The sequence below is a fragment of the Pedobacter sp. ISL-64 genome (assembly GCF_018613605.1).
Taxonomy (GTDB): Bacteria; Bacteroidota; Bacteroidia; order Sphingobacteriales; family Sphingobacteriaceae; genus Pedobacter.
On sequence record NZ_JAGGPU010000012.1, the window covers coordinates 1 to 15,373 of the forward strand.

The following is a 15,373-nucleotide window of genomic DNA, read 5'->3' on the forward strand; positions in this document are numbered from 1 at the left end:
GTAAAGATATGAGCGGGACTGGAGCCCGCCAAAAGAACTGGACTGTTCATTTCCAAAAAACTAAAATTTACTATAGCCTCGCCCACACCAGGCCAACTTACGAAGTTCGCCTGTGCTTTGGCCTTCCTAACCTTCGTAAGTTTTCCAAAACCTTAACTATAACTTATTTGCTTAACCCTGCCAATGCATTAATGGTTAATGCCACAATTACGGTATTAAAGATAAAGGCGATTAAACTGTGTAAAAGAGAAAGCCGTCTGATCTTCCGATCTGAAATTTCTACATCAGAAACCTGGAAAGTCATGCCTAGCACGAAAGAAAAATAGGCAAAATCGATAAAATCGGGTTCATCATCTCCAGGAAATTCAAGTCCTGACCCTTTTTTATTTGAATGCCCTTTCTTATTATCGCCATAGTAAAGATGTGCATAACGCATGCTAAAAGTAGTATGTACCAAAAACCACGATAAAAACATACCTGTTATGGCTACCACTAAATCGAGCGGCTCAATATCTTTATTAATCAGCAATAAAATTACGGCAAGCAGACCAGCAAAGGTAGAAACCAACACAATGGCAAAAATTTCGCCCCGGGTTTCATCCTGCATTTTAGCTTTAAGGTGCGTTTCGGCCACAGAAGTATAAAAAAACATGTACCAGTGCAGCGTAATCAGGATTAAACAAAATATATCCCAGCCGAACATGATGTGTGTAAGTACACTCATTTTAAAAAAAAGCGAAACCAAATAAAAAGCAATCCCTAAAAACAGACTAATCAACAAAATAAACAGCGCTGACCGTTTTTGGATACCTTCTAATTTCGGTTCGATTTCCATTTTCTAAAATTTAAGCTTGAAGTGTTCTTTTGCCTGTCCTTTTTTAAAGTAAACCAAGCCGATCCAGAACAAATCTACTGTTATGGTAACATCAGGATGGTTTTTAATTTCAGCCCAGGCTTCTTTCATGCCTTCGCTCCAATAAATATCGTCAAAAATCAACAGTGAATCTTCATTAATTTTAGGCAAACACCAGTTAAAATAGTTCAGGGTAGCATCCTTGCGGTGGTTACCGTCAATGTAAACGAAATCTAAACTTGGCTGTTTGGCAATAATATCGGGTAGGATCATATCAAAATTGCCCACATGAAGCTCGATATTCTCTAAATTTAGATCCTCGAAATTTTTCTTCGCCACCTCTGCCGTTTGCGGGCAACCTTCGATACTAATCACTTCTGTATCAGCACTTGTTGTGGCCAGATAAGCCGTTGTAATGCCAAGGCAAGTGCCTAATTCTATAGCACTTTTAGGATTTGTATTTTTCGCCAACCTGTAAATCAGTTTGGCCAAGCGTGGACTTTTCAACGCGTTCTTCGCAATCTGACTTACCTTTTTTGTACGATTTTTATTGAGGTGAGAACCCGCCCCAAGGTCTGTAACAGTGATTATCGAATCGTCATTAAAAAGTTTTTTTCGTTGTTCTTCTATGTTTTTGTATTCAGATTTGTCGGTAAAATCGTAAATTACCTCATCAGCGAGCTTGTACACGAATGGTGAGTGCGTTCCATGTCGGCTTTTTGCTGTTAAACGGTGTTTAAGGTAATCTGTAATAAATTGAAATAGCATAATATTGCAAAAGTAATTAAACACTGCAAACGTAGGTATGTTTTATGGAAAATAACGCAGAGATAAGTGCTTTAGTAAAATTGTTGGATGATCCTGACGAGGAAGTTTTCCATCATGTAGAGAAGAAACTGCTTGAATATGGTGGCGAAGTAGTACATTTTTTAGAAAATGCCTGGGAACAGTCTTTTGATGGCTTGTTGCAGGAGCGAATTGAAAATATTGTTCATCAGATCCAGTTTAAAACGGTTAAAGAAGATTTAAGCTTATGGTATTTAAGCGGTGCTTTTGATTTATTGCAGGGCGCATTGATTATTAACCGGTACCAATATCCGGATTTAGATGAGCAAAAGGTAATTAACCAGATGGAAGAAATTAAAAGGGATATCTGGTTGGGCCTTCAATATGAAATGAGCTCGGTTGAAAAAGTAAAACTGATCAATCACGTTTTGTATCAACAATATGGTTTTGGTGGCAATACCAAAAACCACCACGATCCACAAAATTCTTATTTAAACCAGGTTCTGGAAAGCAAAAAAGGCAACCAGATTTCGCTGGCCATTATCTATTCTACCCTGGCACAGAAATTAGACCTGCCTGTGTATGGAATAAACTTGCCACAGCACTTTATTTTGGGTTATATAGACGATAGCAAACAGGAAGGAACTGAATATGGTGTGCTTTTCTACATCAATGCTTTTAACCGCGGTAATATCTTCGGCAAACATGATGTTGATCAGTTTCTTCGCCAGCTTAATTTAGAGGCCCTGCCCGAATATTACCGGCCTTGCAGCAATACCGATATTATCCGCCGGGTAATCAGAAACCTGATTTCGGCTTATGAAAATGCAGGGGCTACTGATAAAGTTGCCGAATTGAACGAACTTCAAGATATTATTGCCGAAAAATAGTTTACCTAGATCCCATGCACAAAAGAAAACTTACCGCTCCTACTATACTGTTCTGCATTACAGCCATCATCTCCTTATCATTTTTGAGTATCCGATCAAAAGCCCAAAAAACAATTAAACCAAACGTTATTGCCTATTACACCGGACAAAATTCAGTAATAGATAGCTTTCCGATCGAAAAACTGAGTCATTTGATTTATAGTTTCGGTCATTTGAAGGGCGATAGTTTAAACATAAGCTCAGCGAAGGATTCAGCCTTGATTACTAAAATGGTGACTTTAAAACAACGAAACCCTGATTTAAAGGTAATGATTGCTATGGGTGGCTGGAGTGCCTGCAAAGATTGTTCGGAGGTATTCAGCAGGGCTGAGGGGCGAAAAACATTTGCCAAAACCACTAAAGAAATACTCGATTTTTTCCATGCCGATGGGATAGACATTGATTGGGAATACCCTGCAGTAGTTGGCTTTCCTGGACATAGATATACAATTGATGATAAACATAATTTCACTTTACTGATTAAAGAACTCCGTAAAAAATTAGGTAAAAAGGCCGAAATTAGCTTTGCTGCAGGCGGTACAAAAAACTGCATCGATTCTTGTTTCGAATGGGATAAAGTAATGCCATTGGTAAACCGGGTTAATGTGATGAGCTACGATCTGGTAAACGGATATGCGACACAAAGCGGCCACCATACCTCGTTGTATGCTACCGCTCAACAATCTTTATCAGGCGATTACGCTGTAAAAGCTTTAATAGATTTAGGTGTACCCGCACAAAAAATTGCATTAGGAGCAGCATTTTACGCCCGTATTTTTGAAAACACTATCGATGCCAACCAGGGATTATACCAGCCTACCAAATTTTTAAGCGGTGTTTCTTTTAAGGATTTTAAAAAGCGGTTCACTGCAGAAAATGGCTATACTTATTATTGGGACGAGAAAGCCAAAGCCCCATATTATTATAATCCACAAACAAAATACCTCGCCACTTTTGACGATCCGAAATCAATTTCATTGAAAACCAAATATGTAATTGATCAAAAATTAAATGGCATCATGTTCTGGGAATTAACAGATGATGCTTATACCGATGGACTATTGGATGTGATTGATAAAACGATAAAAGAATTATAACGGATTACCAAAGGTTACCACCCAGTAATTTTGGGCCATGCCTACACCAGCTTCTTTACTTTTAGCATCCATCATGGCTTTACAATGGCTCACGCTATTTTTCCATGCAGCAATTACCTGATCTGCCTGACCATATCCCTTAGCTAAGTTTTCTGCTCTAAATTCACCTGTATAACCCGCATTTAATGCACGCTCCTCAGGAGTACCGCCTTCAGGAGATAAATGATCAAAATAGTTTTGTTGTGCCATATCTTTGGCATGAGTTATTGCGGCATTTTGCAGTTGGTTATTTAATGATAGGGTGGGTACTGGGGGCATGTACGCTGTGCCACAATTACACCCACTTTGCCTTAACAGATTAATTTTAGCAATTACCAAATTAACATCATTCTCTGGCACAGGCACTTCATCCTTTTTACACTGTACAAATAAAATGCAGAGCAGTATACAGGCAAACATGCTTAGGCATTTTTTCATATTTATTTTATGCTACAAAAGGAGGCAGCTATAAAGCTACCTCCGAAAGTGAATATTTATTTTTATAAACTAAAAAGCTCTTTCTCTACCCATATAAACATTTTTACCTGTGTAGAAAGTATTGCCAGAAGGGCCTGGAGAGCCGCTATCGCCTTCCATTTGCATATTGATGATTAACCACATAGGTTTATTTACCGAATTACTCATGGTATGCTTGGCTACCCAAACATTATCGATATAATAATGGCAATCTACATCTGTCGCACTTACCTTATTGTACCAGCATTTGTAATTATGGTAGGAACCCGCATTAGAAACTGCGGTGAGTTTATTCTCCCAACCACCATCATAAGTATTCTGCCAATTTGTGTTATTGCCCTTAAACTCCATAATATCACTTTCAGGTGGCCATGAATTAACGCCGGTGATCCAAAAAGCAGGCCAGGTTCCTTTACTGGTGGGTACAGCAAAATCGCCAGAAATGGTATAACTGGGAAACTGATCGTTAATTAAAACCTGTTGTTTGGCGTAACAAGCACCTGAATTGTACCAAATAGCAATATTGGTAAAACCATTGGCAGTACTGTTTCCTGGAGATGAAGCTAAGCGGGTAGCTTTAATGGTGAGTACACCTCCGCTTAACGAGATCTGGTTATGATTTGAGGTACTACCTACCATGCGGGCAGAACCATTATGATCGGTACCCCAGGGATAATTATAATTCCATTGTGCCTCAAAATTAGTATAGTTGGCAAGAGAATTACCATCTATTAATGTTTCCCAGGCTTTAACCTGTCCGTTTTCTTGTTTAACTTCTTCTTTCTCTTTCTTACAAGATAAAAGCACCACAAACATGCATGTAAATAACATACACCATTTCATTTTTTCATTTCTCATTTTTTTTGAATTAGGTAAATATTTGGTTAATTGTAAGGCAACAGAATGTGGTCAATCGACTGTAAATCAATAACTAACAAATACAAAAGATTTCAGTGACCACTGTAGGGCAGACAAGGTTGATTGGTATTTTTTCCATAAGATTTGGTTAGGTTACAACATCATGTCAATTTTAAAATTGACATGTCTGTAAGCAAAGATATACGCAGGCTTATCAAAAAATGAGGGGCTAAATCGTAAAAAAAGAGTGGTAAAATGGGCGTTTTTACATCATTTTCTTAATATGGGTTATTTTCTGTTTCTGAATATTTGGGCATTTAATTTTATTGACAGCTAAAAACCCTACAAAAACAAAAGCCTGATCATAGTTTATGATCAGGCTTTCAATGATATTTTTTATATCTATTTACAAGTATAATTTAAGCTATATTTTACATTATAAGTATCCGTTTGAACTGGTCCACTGCTTGGATAAAAAGTAGAAAGCACCGAAAACGATACCGATGTAGCGTTTCCTTTTCCATCGTATTGATAACCGAAGGTATAAACAGCATCAGTAAAAGGATCGCCATCGCCGTCTACCGTTTTTGCTGTGCCTTTAAGTAATACATTCTTAGATTGTTTCCCAAAATATCCACCGGGAAAATAATCAACATGATAAGAAAGTGGATCCGCAATCTCGTATGTGTTTACCGCATTTTCTGTTGAATATACATAGGTAGTGGTTTCTGTGTAGCCAAGGTGAGCATCAACTGAAACTGCCTTTACTAAATTGCCGTTGGCATAAGTTAAGTTATCAGTTGTATTTAATTCTCCGTTTAAATAATTTTTCACCTGAATTAAATAGCCATCTGCATTGTAGGTGTATTTTCTGGTATAACTATAACTAACCCCACCTCCACTAATAACACCATCACTCCCACTCGATATTGCCCTTCCATTTTCCAAAACGATTTCAGACACGTTCCCATCCCCGTCGGTAGCGGTAATTTTATTTGCCGTATAAACATAATTACTCGTCTGACCGTCGGTAGTTGTTGCTTTCGAAATCCTACCAGAAGCGTCGTAAGTGAAAGCAAGTGTGTAAGTGCCTAAAACATCAAGATCGGCCTTTAAACTTACTAGTTTGCAGCCATTTCCATTAGAGTCGAACTTGGCGTTCCCATTAATTTCTTTTTTACAACTTGCTATTGATATGATAGCCACAAAAGCTACCATAACATACTTAATTGTTTTATGCATTAAAATTTCCGGTTAAGAGGTTAAAATATCAGCAAAGATATTAAAATTTCTCTTTTTTCATCCAGTCAGCCAACAAGTTAAACCAATCTACATCCGAAGTCCTGTTGATTAAACCAAAACCATGACCACCTTTCTCGTACAGATAAATATCGGTATCTACTTTATTCTGCTTTAATGCCTCATTCATTAAAACACTATTTTCGAAAGGAACAGTTTTATCATCTTTAGCATGCACAAAAAAAGTTGGAGGTGTTTTCCTGGTTACATTTTTATTGGCTGAGAAATAATGTTTTAAACTATCAGCAGGATTTGGACCCAATAAATTCTTCATCGTACCAGTGTGTACAGATTCTTCAAAACTGATTACAGGATAAATTAATGCAGCGAAATTTGGCCTAAGATCTATCTTTTCCGGATTGGCAATCTTAAGATCGTTATAATGGGCAACCAAAGTTGAGGCAAAATGCCCCCCGGCAGAAAAGCCCATAATCCCGATCTTGTTGGTTTTAATCCTATATTTTTTTGCATTTTTTCTAATCAGATAAATGGCTTGCTGCGCATCCTGCAAAGGGCCATAGGTTTTATCAACCATAATCTGATCGCTCGGTAACCGGTACTTCAATACAAAAGCGGTAACCCCAATCGCATTAAATCTTTTGGCCACATCAATACCTTCGTGGCTAAATGCCAAAGCGCCATAACCTCCGCCCGGGCAAATGATTACAGCTGTTCCGTTGGCGATATTTTTAGGCGCTTCAAAAACCGTAAATGTTGGCACCGATACTTTGGTAATACTCAATGTACCGTTGGCTCGAACCTCCGTATTTTCTATATATTCAGCAGGAGTGGTTTTAGCTCCCGGAACTTCTCCTGAATATAAGGGTACAATTTCTTGGCATTCGAATAGTTAATTGCCATAAGCAACAAAATTATAATGATGGATGATTTTGCCATTTTTTTTATTTTAAAATTCCATTAAATAAGCTTTCAAGAAATCGTTTATATCGCCATTTAAAACGGCATCAGGATTTGAAGTTTGATAATTAGTACGGTGATCTTTTACACGTCTATCATCGAGCACATAACTCCTGATCTGCGAGCCCCATTCTATTTTCTTTTTCGATCCCTCTACCGCAGCAATTGCTTCGTTACGTTTCCGTTCCTCAATTTCATATAATTGAGATTTTAATAAACGGATAGCATTCTCTTTATTCTGCAACTGCGATCGCGACTCCTGGTTTTTAATAATAATGCCTGAAGGTTTGTGGTATAAACGTACAGCTGTTTCAACTTTGTTTACGTTTTGTCCGCCTGCTCCACCAGCCCTAAATGTTTCGAATTCTATATCAGCAGGATTAATATCAATCTGTATGGTATCGTCAACTAAGGGATAAACATAAACAGAAGCGAAAGATGTATGCCTACGGGCATTCGAATCGAATGGAGAAATCCGAACCAAACGATGCACGCCATTTTCGCCTTTCAGATAACCATATGAGAAATCACCATCAAACTGAAGCGTTACCGATTTTATACCGGCAACCTCCCCTTCCTGGCTGTCCTGTTCGGTAATTTTATAACCGTTCTTTTCTCCCCACATCATATACATGCGCATCAGCATATACGCCCAATCACAGCTTTCAGTTCCGCCAGCTCCAGCAGTAATCTGTAAAACGGCAGAAAGTTGGTCTTCTTTGCTACGGAGCATATTTTTAAGTTCCAGTTCTTCTACGGCAGTTTTACTGATCTCGAACTGGTCTTGCAGCTCAGCTTCTGAAGCATCGCCCGATTGAAAAAACTCAAGCATTACCGCAGCATCTTCAACCGCATTATTGGTTTGGTTAAAGCCATCCGTCCATTTTTTCTTTGAACTTATTTCGGCAAGAATTTTCTCTGCTTTTTTAGGGTCGTCCCAGAAATCGGGAGCCATTGTTAATTTTTCCTCTTCGCGGATGGCGTAAAGTAGCTCATCAACGTCAAAGATACCTCCTCAGCGACGTTACTCTGTCCCTTAAATCCTGAATATTTTCTTTGGTCATGAAACAAATATAGTAATAAAGACAGCTTTTACCTTAGGTCCTTGTTAAGTTTGACGTTTAGAGTCAATTAGCCTTTTTAAATAATTAACCAATGGCAACTACAGATTAACTTCTCATGTAACTTAGCTGTTAAAACTTGTTAAAATCAAAAAATGACCAATCAACTAATTATTTAATTGATTAATTTTCAAAAATATTTATCAGATAGACCGGAATTTAAATGATATGCCAGGCAAGTGGCACAGCTCAAATCAATCTGTTAATACCAAACTAATATTAACATCTTAACCAACACAAATGAAAATGCTCTTTTTTATTTTAGGTTATTTGTTTTTCTGTACTGCAACATTTGCACAAACAGGTAAAATAGATAGCACTGAAATGGCTACATTGCGTATCGACCCTCAAACTGCGCGTGGCGCAGCTGTTTCTCAGGTTTTTAGCGAAGTAGAATTTATCCCCCTCGAAACCACTAAAGAAAGTCTTTTTGGTAATATACATCAACTAAAAATTGTAGACGATAATTATGTGATTTTTGACTACGATACCAAGGCAATCTTAATTTTTTCGAAAGATGGTAAGTTCAAATCCAAAATCAACGCAAACAATATACAACCAGAAAAGAACGATAAAAACAAAGCAGAGTTTAATAGCTTTACCGTCGAAAAAGAAAATAATGTAAATTATATAGTCGTTTTTGCCCACCCTCGCGCATTCTATTTTGATTTAACTGGGAAACAGATCAAAAAAGTAATGATTAAAGATTACTTTAAGCAGAATACAAGTCGAGATTACAAAATTGCAAATAACAGCATCTCGGTGAGGCCAGATTTTAAAGTAAAAAAAGGAAAGGATAGCACGCTTTACGAACTTGGAATAATTAGCAAAACCGATTCTGTTGGATATTTCCCTTATAATATAAAACGATATGAAACCGATGAATTTTGGGGATCGGGCGAGCGTTTCTATAAATATGGAGTTGAAAATGAAATGTTTTATCTCAACTACTATTCTTACAATATCTATAAAGCTAGTCCTTCTAAACTTTCGCTTGCCTACCATATTATATTTCCAGCCGCCAATTCCTTACCGAATGATTTCACAACCAATCCGGTTTATGTTAAAAAACGGGGAGAATATTTTAGAAACAACCCAAAGGTTTTTTATAGCTTAAGTAACACTTATTTAGTTGGTAATAATCTTTACCTCAAAATGCACAATTATGGTTGGGACACCGGGATGAAAAAGGCGCTTATTTACAACTTAAAAACCAGTGAGCTAACCTCTGTGCAGGATCTGGAACCTGATTCTTTATCGTTTTTTTTACCCGTTACTGATGCCAGTGGTAATTTTTATGATTTTATAAATAATGGTTTTCATATGTACGAAAATGGTTATTTCTACACCAATTATTCATCATTGGCCATGTTTACTTTTAAAGAGCAGAGCGAGGGTAAAACAACAAAATACCCGCCCAGTTTAGAAACTTATTTTAAAACCCAGAATAAAAAGAGTAACCCCGTTATCATTAAGCTTAAACCCAAACAAAACTAATATACCCATCTAAATGCACCATCTTCAACGCTACCTCACCGTATGTTTAATCTTATTCTGTTTTTACAATTCGAATGCCCAGCAAGCTAATCCTACTCAAATTGGTACAGTAAAGGGCGTGATTAGAGATACCACACACAACTACAACCTAAAATCGGCAACGGTATCTTTATTTAAAGGCGATAGCACTTTAGTCAGTTATCAACTGAGCAATAACTATGGTGAGTTTAGCTTCAAAAACATAGCACTAAATGTTAAAATGTATCTGGAAATAAGCCATGTTGGCTACCAGTTACTCCGCAAAAATTTCACGATTATAGACGGGAAAACTGCACTGGATTTAAAAACATTAATAATTGCTGTAAAAGACAACAATTTACAGGATGTTGAGATTAGGGTAGCGCCAATTACCATGAATGGCGATACTTTAGAATTTAATGCTGCAGCTTTTAAATTGGATAGCAATGCCGTTGTAGAGGATCTTTTGCGCAAAATACCCAATGTAACCCTATGGGGCGACGGGCAGATTACCGTTAACGGGCGTGAAGTAAAGAGTTTATTGGTAAATGGGAAACAGTTTTTTGGCGGTGATATTAAAATGGCCACACAAAACATTGCAAAGAATGCATTAGATAAGGTACAGGTTTACCGGGAACGGAATGAGAGCAACCCGCTTGACAGTACTTTAACCGTTAATTTAAAGCTTAAGAAAGGCAAAGACATTGGCTATTTCGGTAAAATTGGTGCAGGTTATGGCACCACCAAAAAATACGAAACCGATGCAAGCTTTAATATGTTTTCGCCTAAAATGCAACTCGGTATTATAGGTGCGAGCAATAACATTAATAAAACAGCCAATAGCATCAGATCATTAACTGCTAACAGCACTTTTAAGGGCTTAACTACCAATGTAGAGTATCAGCCCGATTTCAGGCAATCAGGCATAAACCGACCGAATATTGGTGGCGTAACTTTTACTTATAACTTTATCGAAAAGCCTCAGTACGATAAAAAAAGTACACTGGATGCAAACTATTTTGTACAAAACAGGAACAACGAAAATGTATCCGACACGCGAACTACAACATCCATTAATGCTACCGATAAAATATTCGATACAAACACCTCTAAGGGAAATGTCACATCAACCAATCAAAGCTTTAATTCAAGTCTCGATTTTGTTAAAAAGAACCATCGTTTAAATATTAACCAATCAATGTCGTTGAACAATGGCAACTCAAATAACGACACACAAAGAAGTGCTTTTAATGGACAAAATGTACTAACAAGTACCAATAATACAAAAGGACAAAGTGATTTTAACAACAAAGGCTTTAATCTTGGTATAAGATATGGTATGTCTCCCAATTATATCACCAGAAAAGAACATACTTTTGGCGGCCTTAATGCAGATTATCGGTTATCAATAAATGACAATGATAGCCAAAGATCGAATCTAACCTCTTTTAGATCTTTTGTAAACGCAGCCACCAATACCGATTATGATAGACGGTATGATACACAGCGAAAATCTTTTAACCAGACCCTATCGTTAGAACTACCCAATTTAAAATCGTTACTATTTGGATATAAAAATGTTGCGGGCTTCGATTTGTCTTTAAAAAATAATTTAGAACTAAACAATAGTAATGACCATAACCTGGTAGAAGATTTAAAGGCTGGTGCTTATACTAGAAACACCTATTTAAGCAATAATACCAAAACCAGTACAGTTGATGAAACCCCGAGTCTAACCTTAAGTAAATCTTTTCACAAGAGTTTGTCAAATAGATTTAGCAAAAGCTTAAACATTGGAATTTCCGCGAAACAGCGCTTTATTTTTCAGGATAACAGATCGGATAAAGCGCAACAAAACATTAACCGGACTTATAACAGATTTGTCCCGGAGGTCGATATTAATTATACGAATTATCAATATGGCGAATCATATAAATCAATATCATTAACCTATAAGACAGATATCACCATACCCTATCTACAACAACTTGCCCCTTTAACCGATAGTACAAATTTATATAATTTACAACGGGGCAATATTAAACTGCGCGAGGCTATCAACAGATCCATTAACATTAACCTCAACCATTCGGATCAGAAAAGCAAAAACACCTTAAACTATAATTTTAGCATTTCTGCAGGTATAGTTGATGATGCTATAGTAGATAGTATTTTTATCGACAGCCAAAATAAGCGTACCGCCTATTTAACCAATGCCGGTGGAAATAAGTATTTAAATGCTAATGGTTATTTAAGAAAAGCTTTAAAATTGAAGACGACTGAATTACAGCTCAGTTTAAACGGAGGAATAAATATTGCTAAAAATGCCAGTTATTTAAATGATGTATTCAGTTTTTCCAATATCTTAAATACAAATGCCAACCTAAGCTTAAACTATACTTATAAAGATAAATTTGCAGCTGAAGCCGGCCAGGGCTTTAATACCTACCGAACGGAACAGGAAGCGTTTAACACGAAATATAGCGGAATAAATTTAACCAGTTCTTTAAGCTCCATTTATAACATTACCAAAAAGTTTACTTTAAGCAGCAACATTAGCTTTAATTCGAGCAAATCGAACAGTGCTGCCAATATAAATTTTGCTATCTGGAATGCCAGTGCCGTTTATCGTTTTCTAAAAGGAAATAATGCAGAGTTTAAATTTTCTGCCATGGATCTGTTACATCAGAATACCAATATCATTAATTATGGTGGCGCGAACAGTTTTACGTTGGGTACACAAAATGTATTACAACAATATTTTATGGCTACTTTTTCATACTATCCAAGGCAGTTTGGCAAAAAACCAGTGAAGAAATAAGATGATTAAATCATCTTATTTCTTCATCGACATATAATCTAAAGTAAGATTAGATAATAATTTGACCCCTAAAACAAAACCGCTTTCATCAAGATAAAAATCCGGTGTGTGGTGCGATGGCGCTTTTAAAGGATCTTTACCTTTTGGCATCCCCCCTAAAAACACAAATAAGCCAGGTACTTTTTCCTGGAAGAAGGAGAAATCTTCTGCGCCAGTAACTGGTGGTTTTAACTTCACATGATCCTTACCTGCCGTTGATTCCATGCTTGACAACATTTTTTCGGTTAGCGCAATGTTATTAAAAGTAACCGGATAATGGTTGCTATAAGGGATTTTGACTTCAGCTGTTGCACCGCCTGCTTCGGCCGTTTTGGTTACGATGGTTTTAATCCTTTCGATAAACATAGCCTCATCTTCCTTACTAAAGTTGCGTACTGTACCTAACATTTCTACCTTTTCAGGAATAATATTCGACCGTACACCACCATTAATTGCGCCAATGGTAACTACACCTGGGTTTTCGGTCACATTTAAATTCCTACTTACTATGGTTTGCAGGCTGTTGATAATCTGGGCCGAAACCACAACCGGATCGATACTGCTCCATGGATAAGCCCCATGTGCCTGACGGCCGGTAACTGTAATCTTCATATCGTTTACTGCAGCCATTGTACCCCCTGGGCGATAAGTTACATCGCCAACTTCAGTTTGAGAATTGATGTGTAAACCGAAAATCACATCAACTTTAGGGTTTTCGAGTACGCCCTCCTTAATCATTAACGCTGCCCCGCCTTCATCTCCAGCAGGCACACCTTCCTCAGCGGGCTGAAATATGAATTTCACCGTCCCTTGAATATCTTTTTGCATAGAAGCCAGCACTTCTGCTACACCCATTAAAATAGCCACATGACTATCATGTCCACAGGCATGCATTACACCTACCTCTTGTCCGTTATATTGTGTTTTCACTTTCGAGGCAAATGGAACGTCTACCCGCTCTGTAACCGGCAAACCATCCATATCGGCACGCAAAGCAACTACTGGTCCGGGCTTCCCTCCTTTTAGCACACCAACTACGCCTGTTTTGGCAACGCCTGTTTTTACTTGAATACCTAAAGATTCTAAATGTTTTGCAATAATACCAGCTGTTCTTACTTCAGTATTTCCCAATTCAGGATGTTCATGAAAATCGCGCCTCCAGGTAATTACTTTTTGTTCGATGGCATCAGCTTTTTTTGAAACCAATGGTCTTAAATCTGATTTTTGGGCGAAAGAATTTAATGCCAGTATGGAAAAACCGATCAGGAATATTTTCTTCATAAATGAATTATTTAGTTTAGGTGCCCTAAGCTAAACAATTTTAAGGAGAGATTGAATTGTGCAAAAAAACAAAAGCCATCCCTTGGGATAGCTTTTTGGATGATTAACCTTTTTTATAAATTACAATCTTTCTTACGTAGATATCACAAGCGATCACCTCGTCGTTAGCGCCTAGTGCCACACCTCTAGCAAAATCTAATTGGCCGAGCCCTATCTTTTCTCTAACATCACCGTTCTCGTCAGTTTTAATGATGTAACCGCCAGCGGCAATGTATAAATAATCACCTTTACCCTTAATGGCCCAATAGTTATCTGAAACTTTCCAAGTTTTTAGGTATTTGCCTTGCTTATCAAAAACCTGCATCCTACCGGCATCACTAACATAAATATTCCCTTTAAAATAACATATGCCTAACGGTGTATAGAATTGACCATTTGCTCTGCCCTCGGTACCAAATGTGAAAAGTAACTTCCCATTTGAATCATATTTCTTAATCCGATCGTTTAGGCTGTCTACAATCCAAATATTCTGTTCGTCGTCAATAGTTAGTTCTTCTACATTTCCAAATCCATTATCTCCTGTCCCGTAAACGCCCCATTCTCTAATTAACTGCTTATTAGCATCAAACATCTGAACATAACTACTACTTTGGGTGCGGGTTGCTATATAATTTCCATTGCTAAAAAAACCAATTGCCCTTGCACCCGACCCACTATAAAAAAGCTCCTTATAATTTCCATTGATATCAAATTTCTGAACACGGTTTAACCCCTCATCACTTACATAAATATTTCCAGTTTTATCTGTTTCAATGTGATAGGCAAAGTTAAATTGACCAACTCCGTTACCCTCTGTTCCAAAAGACAGTGCACGATAATAATTTAACCCAGAGGTATATCCAAAATCTGCATCACTAAACCGACTAAAAGACTTTGTATTATTGTAAGTTCTAACCTTATAAAAGTTCTTTGTCAAAGATTTTGCTATAGCTGTATCATCAAAAGTAGTATCGGCTAATTCTTTTAACAAAACATACTTTTGAGTAACATCATTAAACTTATATAACTGATACTTTTGAGCCAATGGCATTGGTGTCCAAGAAATGGTGATCCGAGTTCCGTAAATGCCTTTTGTGGCTTTAAGATTTATTGGACGGTCGACATCGAGTGTGTCGATGATTCTTAAGGAATCAATTTTGGTTACACCATCTTTTTCACAAGAAGAAAAAAAGAAGCAACAAAAAAACAGGCAGCCTGCGGCCAATAGTGAGAGCGCTCTATACATATTTTATTTTTTTGGTGAAGGTAATTATTTAACCTCGTTTGTTAAATAATTACCT

13 protein-coding genes are annotated in these 15,373 nt (G+C 37.2%); 4 read left to right on the forward strand and 9 right to left on the reverse strand.

Annotated features, from left to right (window positions below):
- Nucleotides 1–163: 163 nt before the first annotated feature.
- The gene (locus tag J7E57_RS16880) at nucleotides 164–835 is read right to left on the reverse strand and encodes a DUF1345 domain-containing protein (RefSeq protein WP_215132296.1); all 672 of its coding nucleotides are present in this window, start codon (nucleotides 833–835) and stop codon (nucleotides 164–166) included.
- Nucleotides 836–838: 3 nt separating this feature from the next.
- The gene (locus J7E57_RS16885) at nucleotides 839–1,621 is read right to left on the reverse strand and encodes an O-methyltransferase (RefSeq protein ID WP_215132295.1); all 783 of its coding nucleotides are present in this window, start codon (nucleotides 1,619–1,621) and stop codon (nucleotides 839–841) included.
- Between the two features lie 44 nt (nucleotides 1,622–1,665).
- Between J7E57_RS16885 and J7E57_RS16890 the strand changes: the two genes are divergently transcribed.
- The gene (locus tag J7E57_RS16890; protein ID WP_116248731.1) at nucleotides 1,666–2,529 is read left to right on the forward strand and encodes a transglutaminase-like domain-containing protein; all 864 of its coding nucleotides are present in this window, start codon (nucleotides 1,666–1,668) and stop codon (nucleotides 2,527–2,529) included.
- 14 nt (nucleotides 2,530–2,543) lie between these two features.
- On the forward strand, nucleotides 2,544–3,665 hold the full coding sequence (locus J7E57_RS16895; RefSeq protein ID WP_215132293.1) for a glycoside hydrolase family 18 protein: 1,122 nt from the start codon (nucleotides 2,544–2,546) through the stop codon (nucleotides 3,663–3,665).
- On the opposite strand, the gene J7E57_RS16900 is transcribed toward J7E57_RS16895, so the two are convergent.
- From J7E57_RS16900 to prfB, 5 genes are all read right to left on the reverse strand, one after another.
- Nucleotides 3,660–4,142: a CAP domain-containing protein gene (locus tag J7E57_RS16900; protein WP_215132292.1), complete on the reverse strand. Its 483-nt coding sequence runs from the start codon at nucleotides 4,140–4,142 to the stop codon at nucleotides 3,660–3,662. The genes J7E57_RS16895 and J7E57_RS16900 overlap by 6 nt on opposite strands.
- A 69-nt stretch (nucleotides 4,143–4,211) precedes the next feature.
- Complete coding sequence (locus tag J7E57_RS16905; protein WP_215132291.1) at nucleotides 4,212–5,039, reverse strand: glycoside hydrolase; 828 nt, start codon at nucleotides 5,037–5,039, stop codon at nucleotides 4,212–4,214.
- A 402-nt stretch (nucleotides 5,040–5,441) separates the two neighbouring features.
- Entirely contained in the window at nucleotides 5,442–6,281 is an 840-nt protein-coding gene (locus tag J7E57_RS16910) for a DUF4595 domain-containing protein (protein ID WP_215132289.1), read from the reverse strand.
- A 40-nt stretch (nucleotides 6,282–6,321) separates the two neighbouring features.
- On the reverse strand, nucleotides 6,322–7,080 hold the full coding sequence (locus J7E57_RS16915; RefSeq protein ID WP_251029952.1) for an alpha/beta hydrolase: 759 nt from the start codon (nucleotides 7,078–7,080) through the stop codon (nucleotides 6,322–6,324).
- A 165-nt stretch (nucleotides 7,081–7,245) separates the two neighbouring features.
- Nucleotides 7,246–8,320, reverse strand: a protein-coding gene (gene prfB / locus J7E57_RS16920; protein ID WP_215132288.1) for a peptide chain release factor 2 whose coding sequence is annotated in 2 segments (ribosomal slippage) — nucleotides 7,246–8,259 and nucleotides 8,261–8,320 — 1,074 coding nt in all. Because the reading frame shifts where the segments join, the coding sequence is not laid out codon by codon here.
- 297 nt (nucleotides 8,321–8,617) lie between these two features.
- On the opposite strand from prfB, the gene J7E57_RS16925 reads away from it, so the two are divergent.
- Together J7E57_RS16925 and J7E57_RS16930 are read left to right on the forward strand one after the other, a co-directional pair.
- Nucleotides 8,618–9,874 (forward strand): 6-bladed beta-propeller, encoded by a 1,257-nt coding sequence (locus J7E57_RS16925; RefSeq protein ID WP_215132287.1) that lies wholly within the window; start codon nucleotides 8,618–8,620, stop codon nucleotides 9,872–9,874.
- A gap of 13 nt (nucleotides 9,875–9,887) precedes the next feature.
- Nucleotides 9,888–12,713, forward strand: a complete 2,826-nt coding sequence (locus tag J7E57_RS16930; protein ID WP_215132286.1) for a TonB-dependent receptor — start codon at nucleotides 9,888–9,890, stop codon at nucleotides 12,711–12,713.
- A 15-nt stretch (nucleotides 12,714–12,728) separates the two neighbouring features.
- On the opposite strand, the gene J7E57_RS16935 is transcribed toward J7E57_RS16930, so the two are convergent.
- A complete protein-coding gene (locus J7E57_RS16935; protein ID WP_215132284.1) occupies nucleotides 12,729–14,033 on the reverse strand; it encodes an amidohydrolase in 1,305 nt (434 codons plus the stop codon).
- Between the two features lie 103 nt (nucleotides 14,034–14,136).
- Nucleotides 14,137–15,318 carry an NHL repeat-containing protein gene (locus J7E57_RS16940; RefSeq protein ID WP_215132283.1) on the reverse strand — a complete coding sequence of 394 codons (1,182 nt, stop codon included), beginning with the start codon at nucleotides 15,316–15,318 and terminating at the stop codon, nucleotides 14,137–14,139.
- Nucleotides 15,319–15,373: the final 55 nt, after the last annotated feature.

What these genes read in the sequence shown, in the direction of transcription:
- J7E57_RS16880 (WP_215132296.1), bottom strand. Translation starts at nt 835, where the DNA reads ATGGAAATCGAACCGAAATTAGAAGGTATCCAAAAACGGTCAGCGCTG.
- J7E57_RS16885 (WP_215132295.1), bottom strand. Translation starts at nt 1,621, where the DNA reads ATGCTATTTCAATTTATTACAGATTACCTTAAACACCGTTTAACAGCA.
- J7E57_RS16890 (WP_116248731.1), top strand. Translation starts at nt 1,666, where the DNA reads ATGGAAAATAACGCAGAGATAAGTGCTTTAGTAAAATTGTTGGATGAT.
- J7E57_RS16895 (WP_215132293.1), top strand. Translation starts at nt 2,544, where the DNA reads ATGCACAAAAGAAAACTTACCGCTCCTACTATACTGTTCTGCATTACA.
- J7E57_RS16900 (WP_215132292.1), bottom strand. Translation starts at nt 4,142, where the DNA reads ATGAAAAAATGCCTAAGCATGTTTGCCTGTATACTGCTCTGCATTTTA.
- J7E57_RS16905 (WP_215132291.1), bottom strand. Translation starts at nt 5,039, where the DNA reads ATGAGAAATGAAAAAATGAAATGGTGTATGTTATTTACATGCATGTTT.
- J7E57_RS16910 (WP_215132289.1), bottom strand. Translation starts at nt 6,281, where the DNA reads ATGCATAAAACAATTAAGTATGTTATGGTAGCTTTTGTGGCTATCATA.
- J7E57_RS16925 (WP_215132287.1), top strand. Translation starts at nt 8,618, where the DNA reads ATGAAAATGCTCTTTTTTATTTTAGGTTATTTGTTTTTCTGTACTGCA.
- J7E57_RS16930 (WP_215132286.1), top strand. Translation starts at nt 9,888, where the DNA reads ATGCACCATCTTCAACGCTACCTCACCGTATGTTTAATCTTATTCTGT.
- J7E57_RS16935 (WP_215132284.1), bottom strand. Translation starts at nt 14,033, where the DNA reads ATGAAGAAAATATTCCTGATCGGTTTTTCCATACTGGCATTAAATTCT.
- J7E57_RS16940 (WP_215132283.1), bottom strand. Translation starts at nt 15,318, where the DNA reads ATGTATAGAGCGCTCTCACTATTGGCCGCAGGCTGCCTGTTTTTTTGT.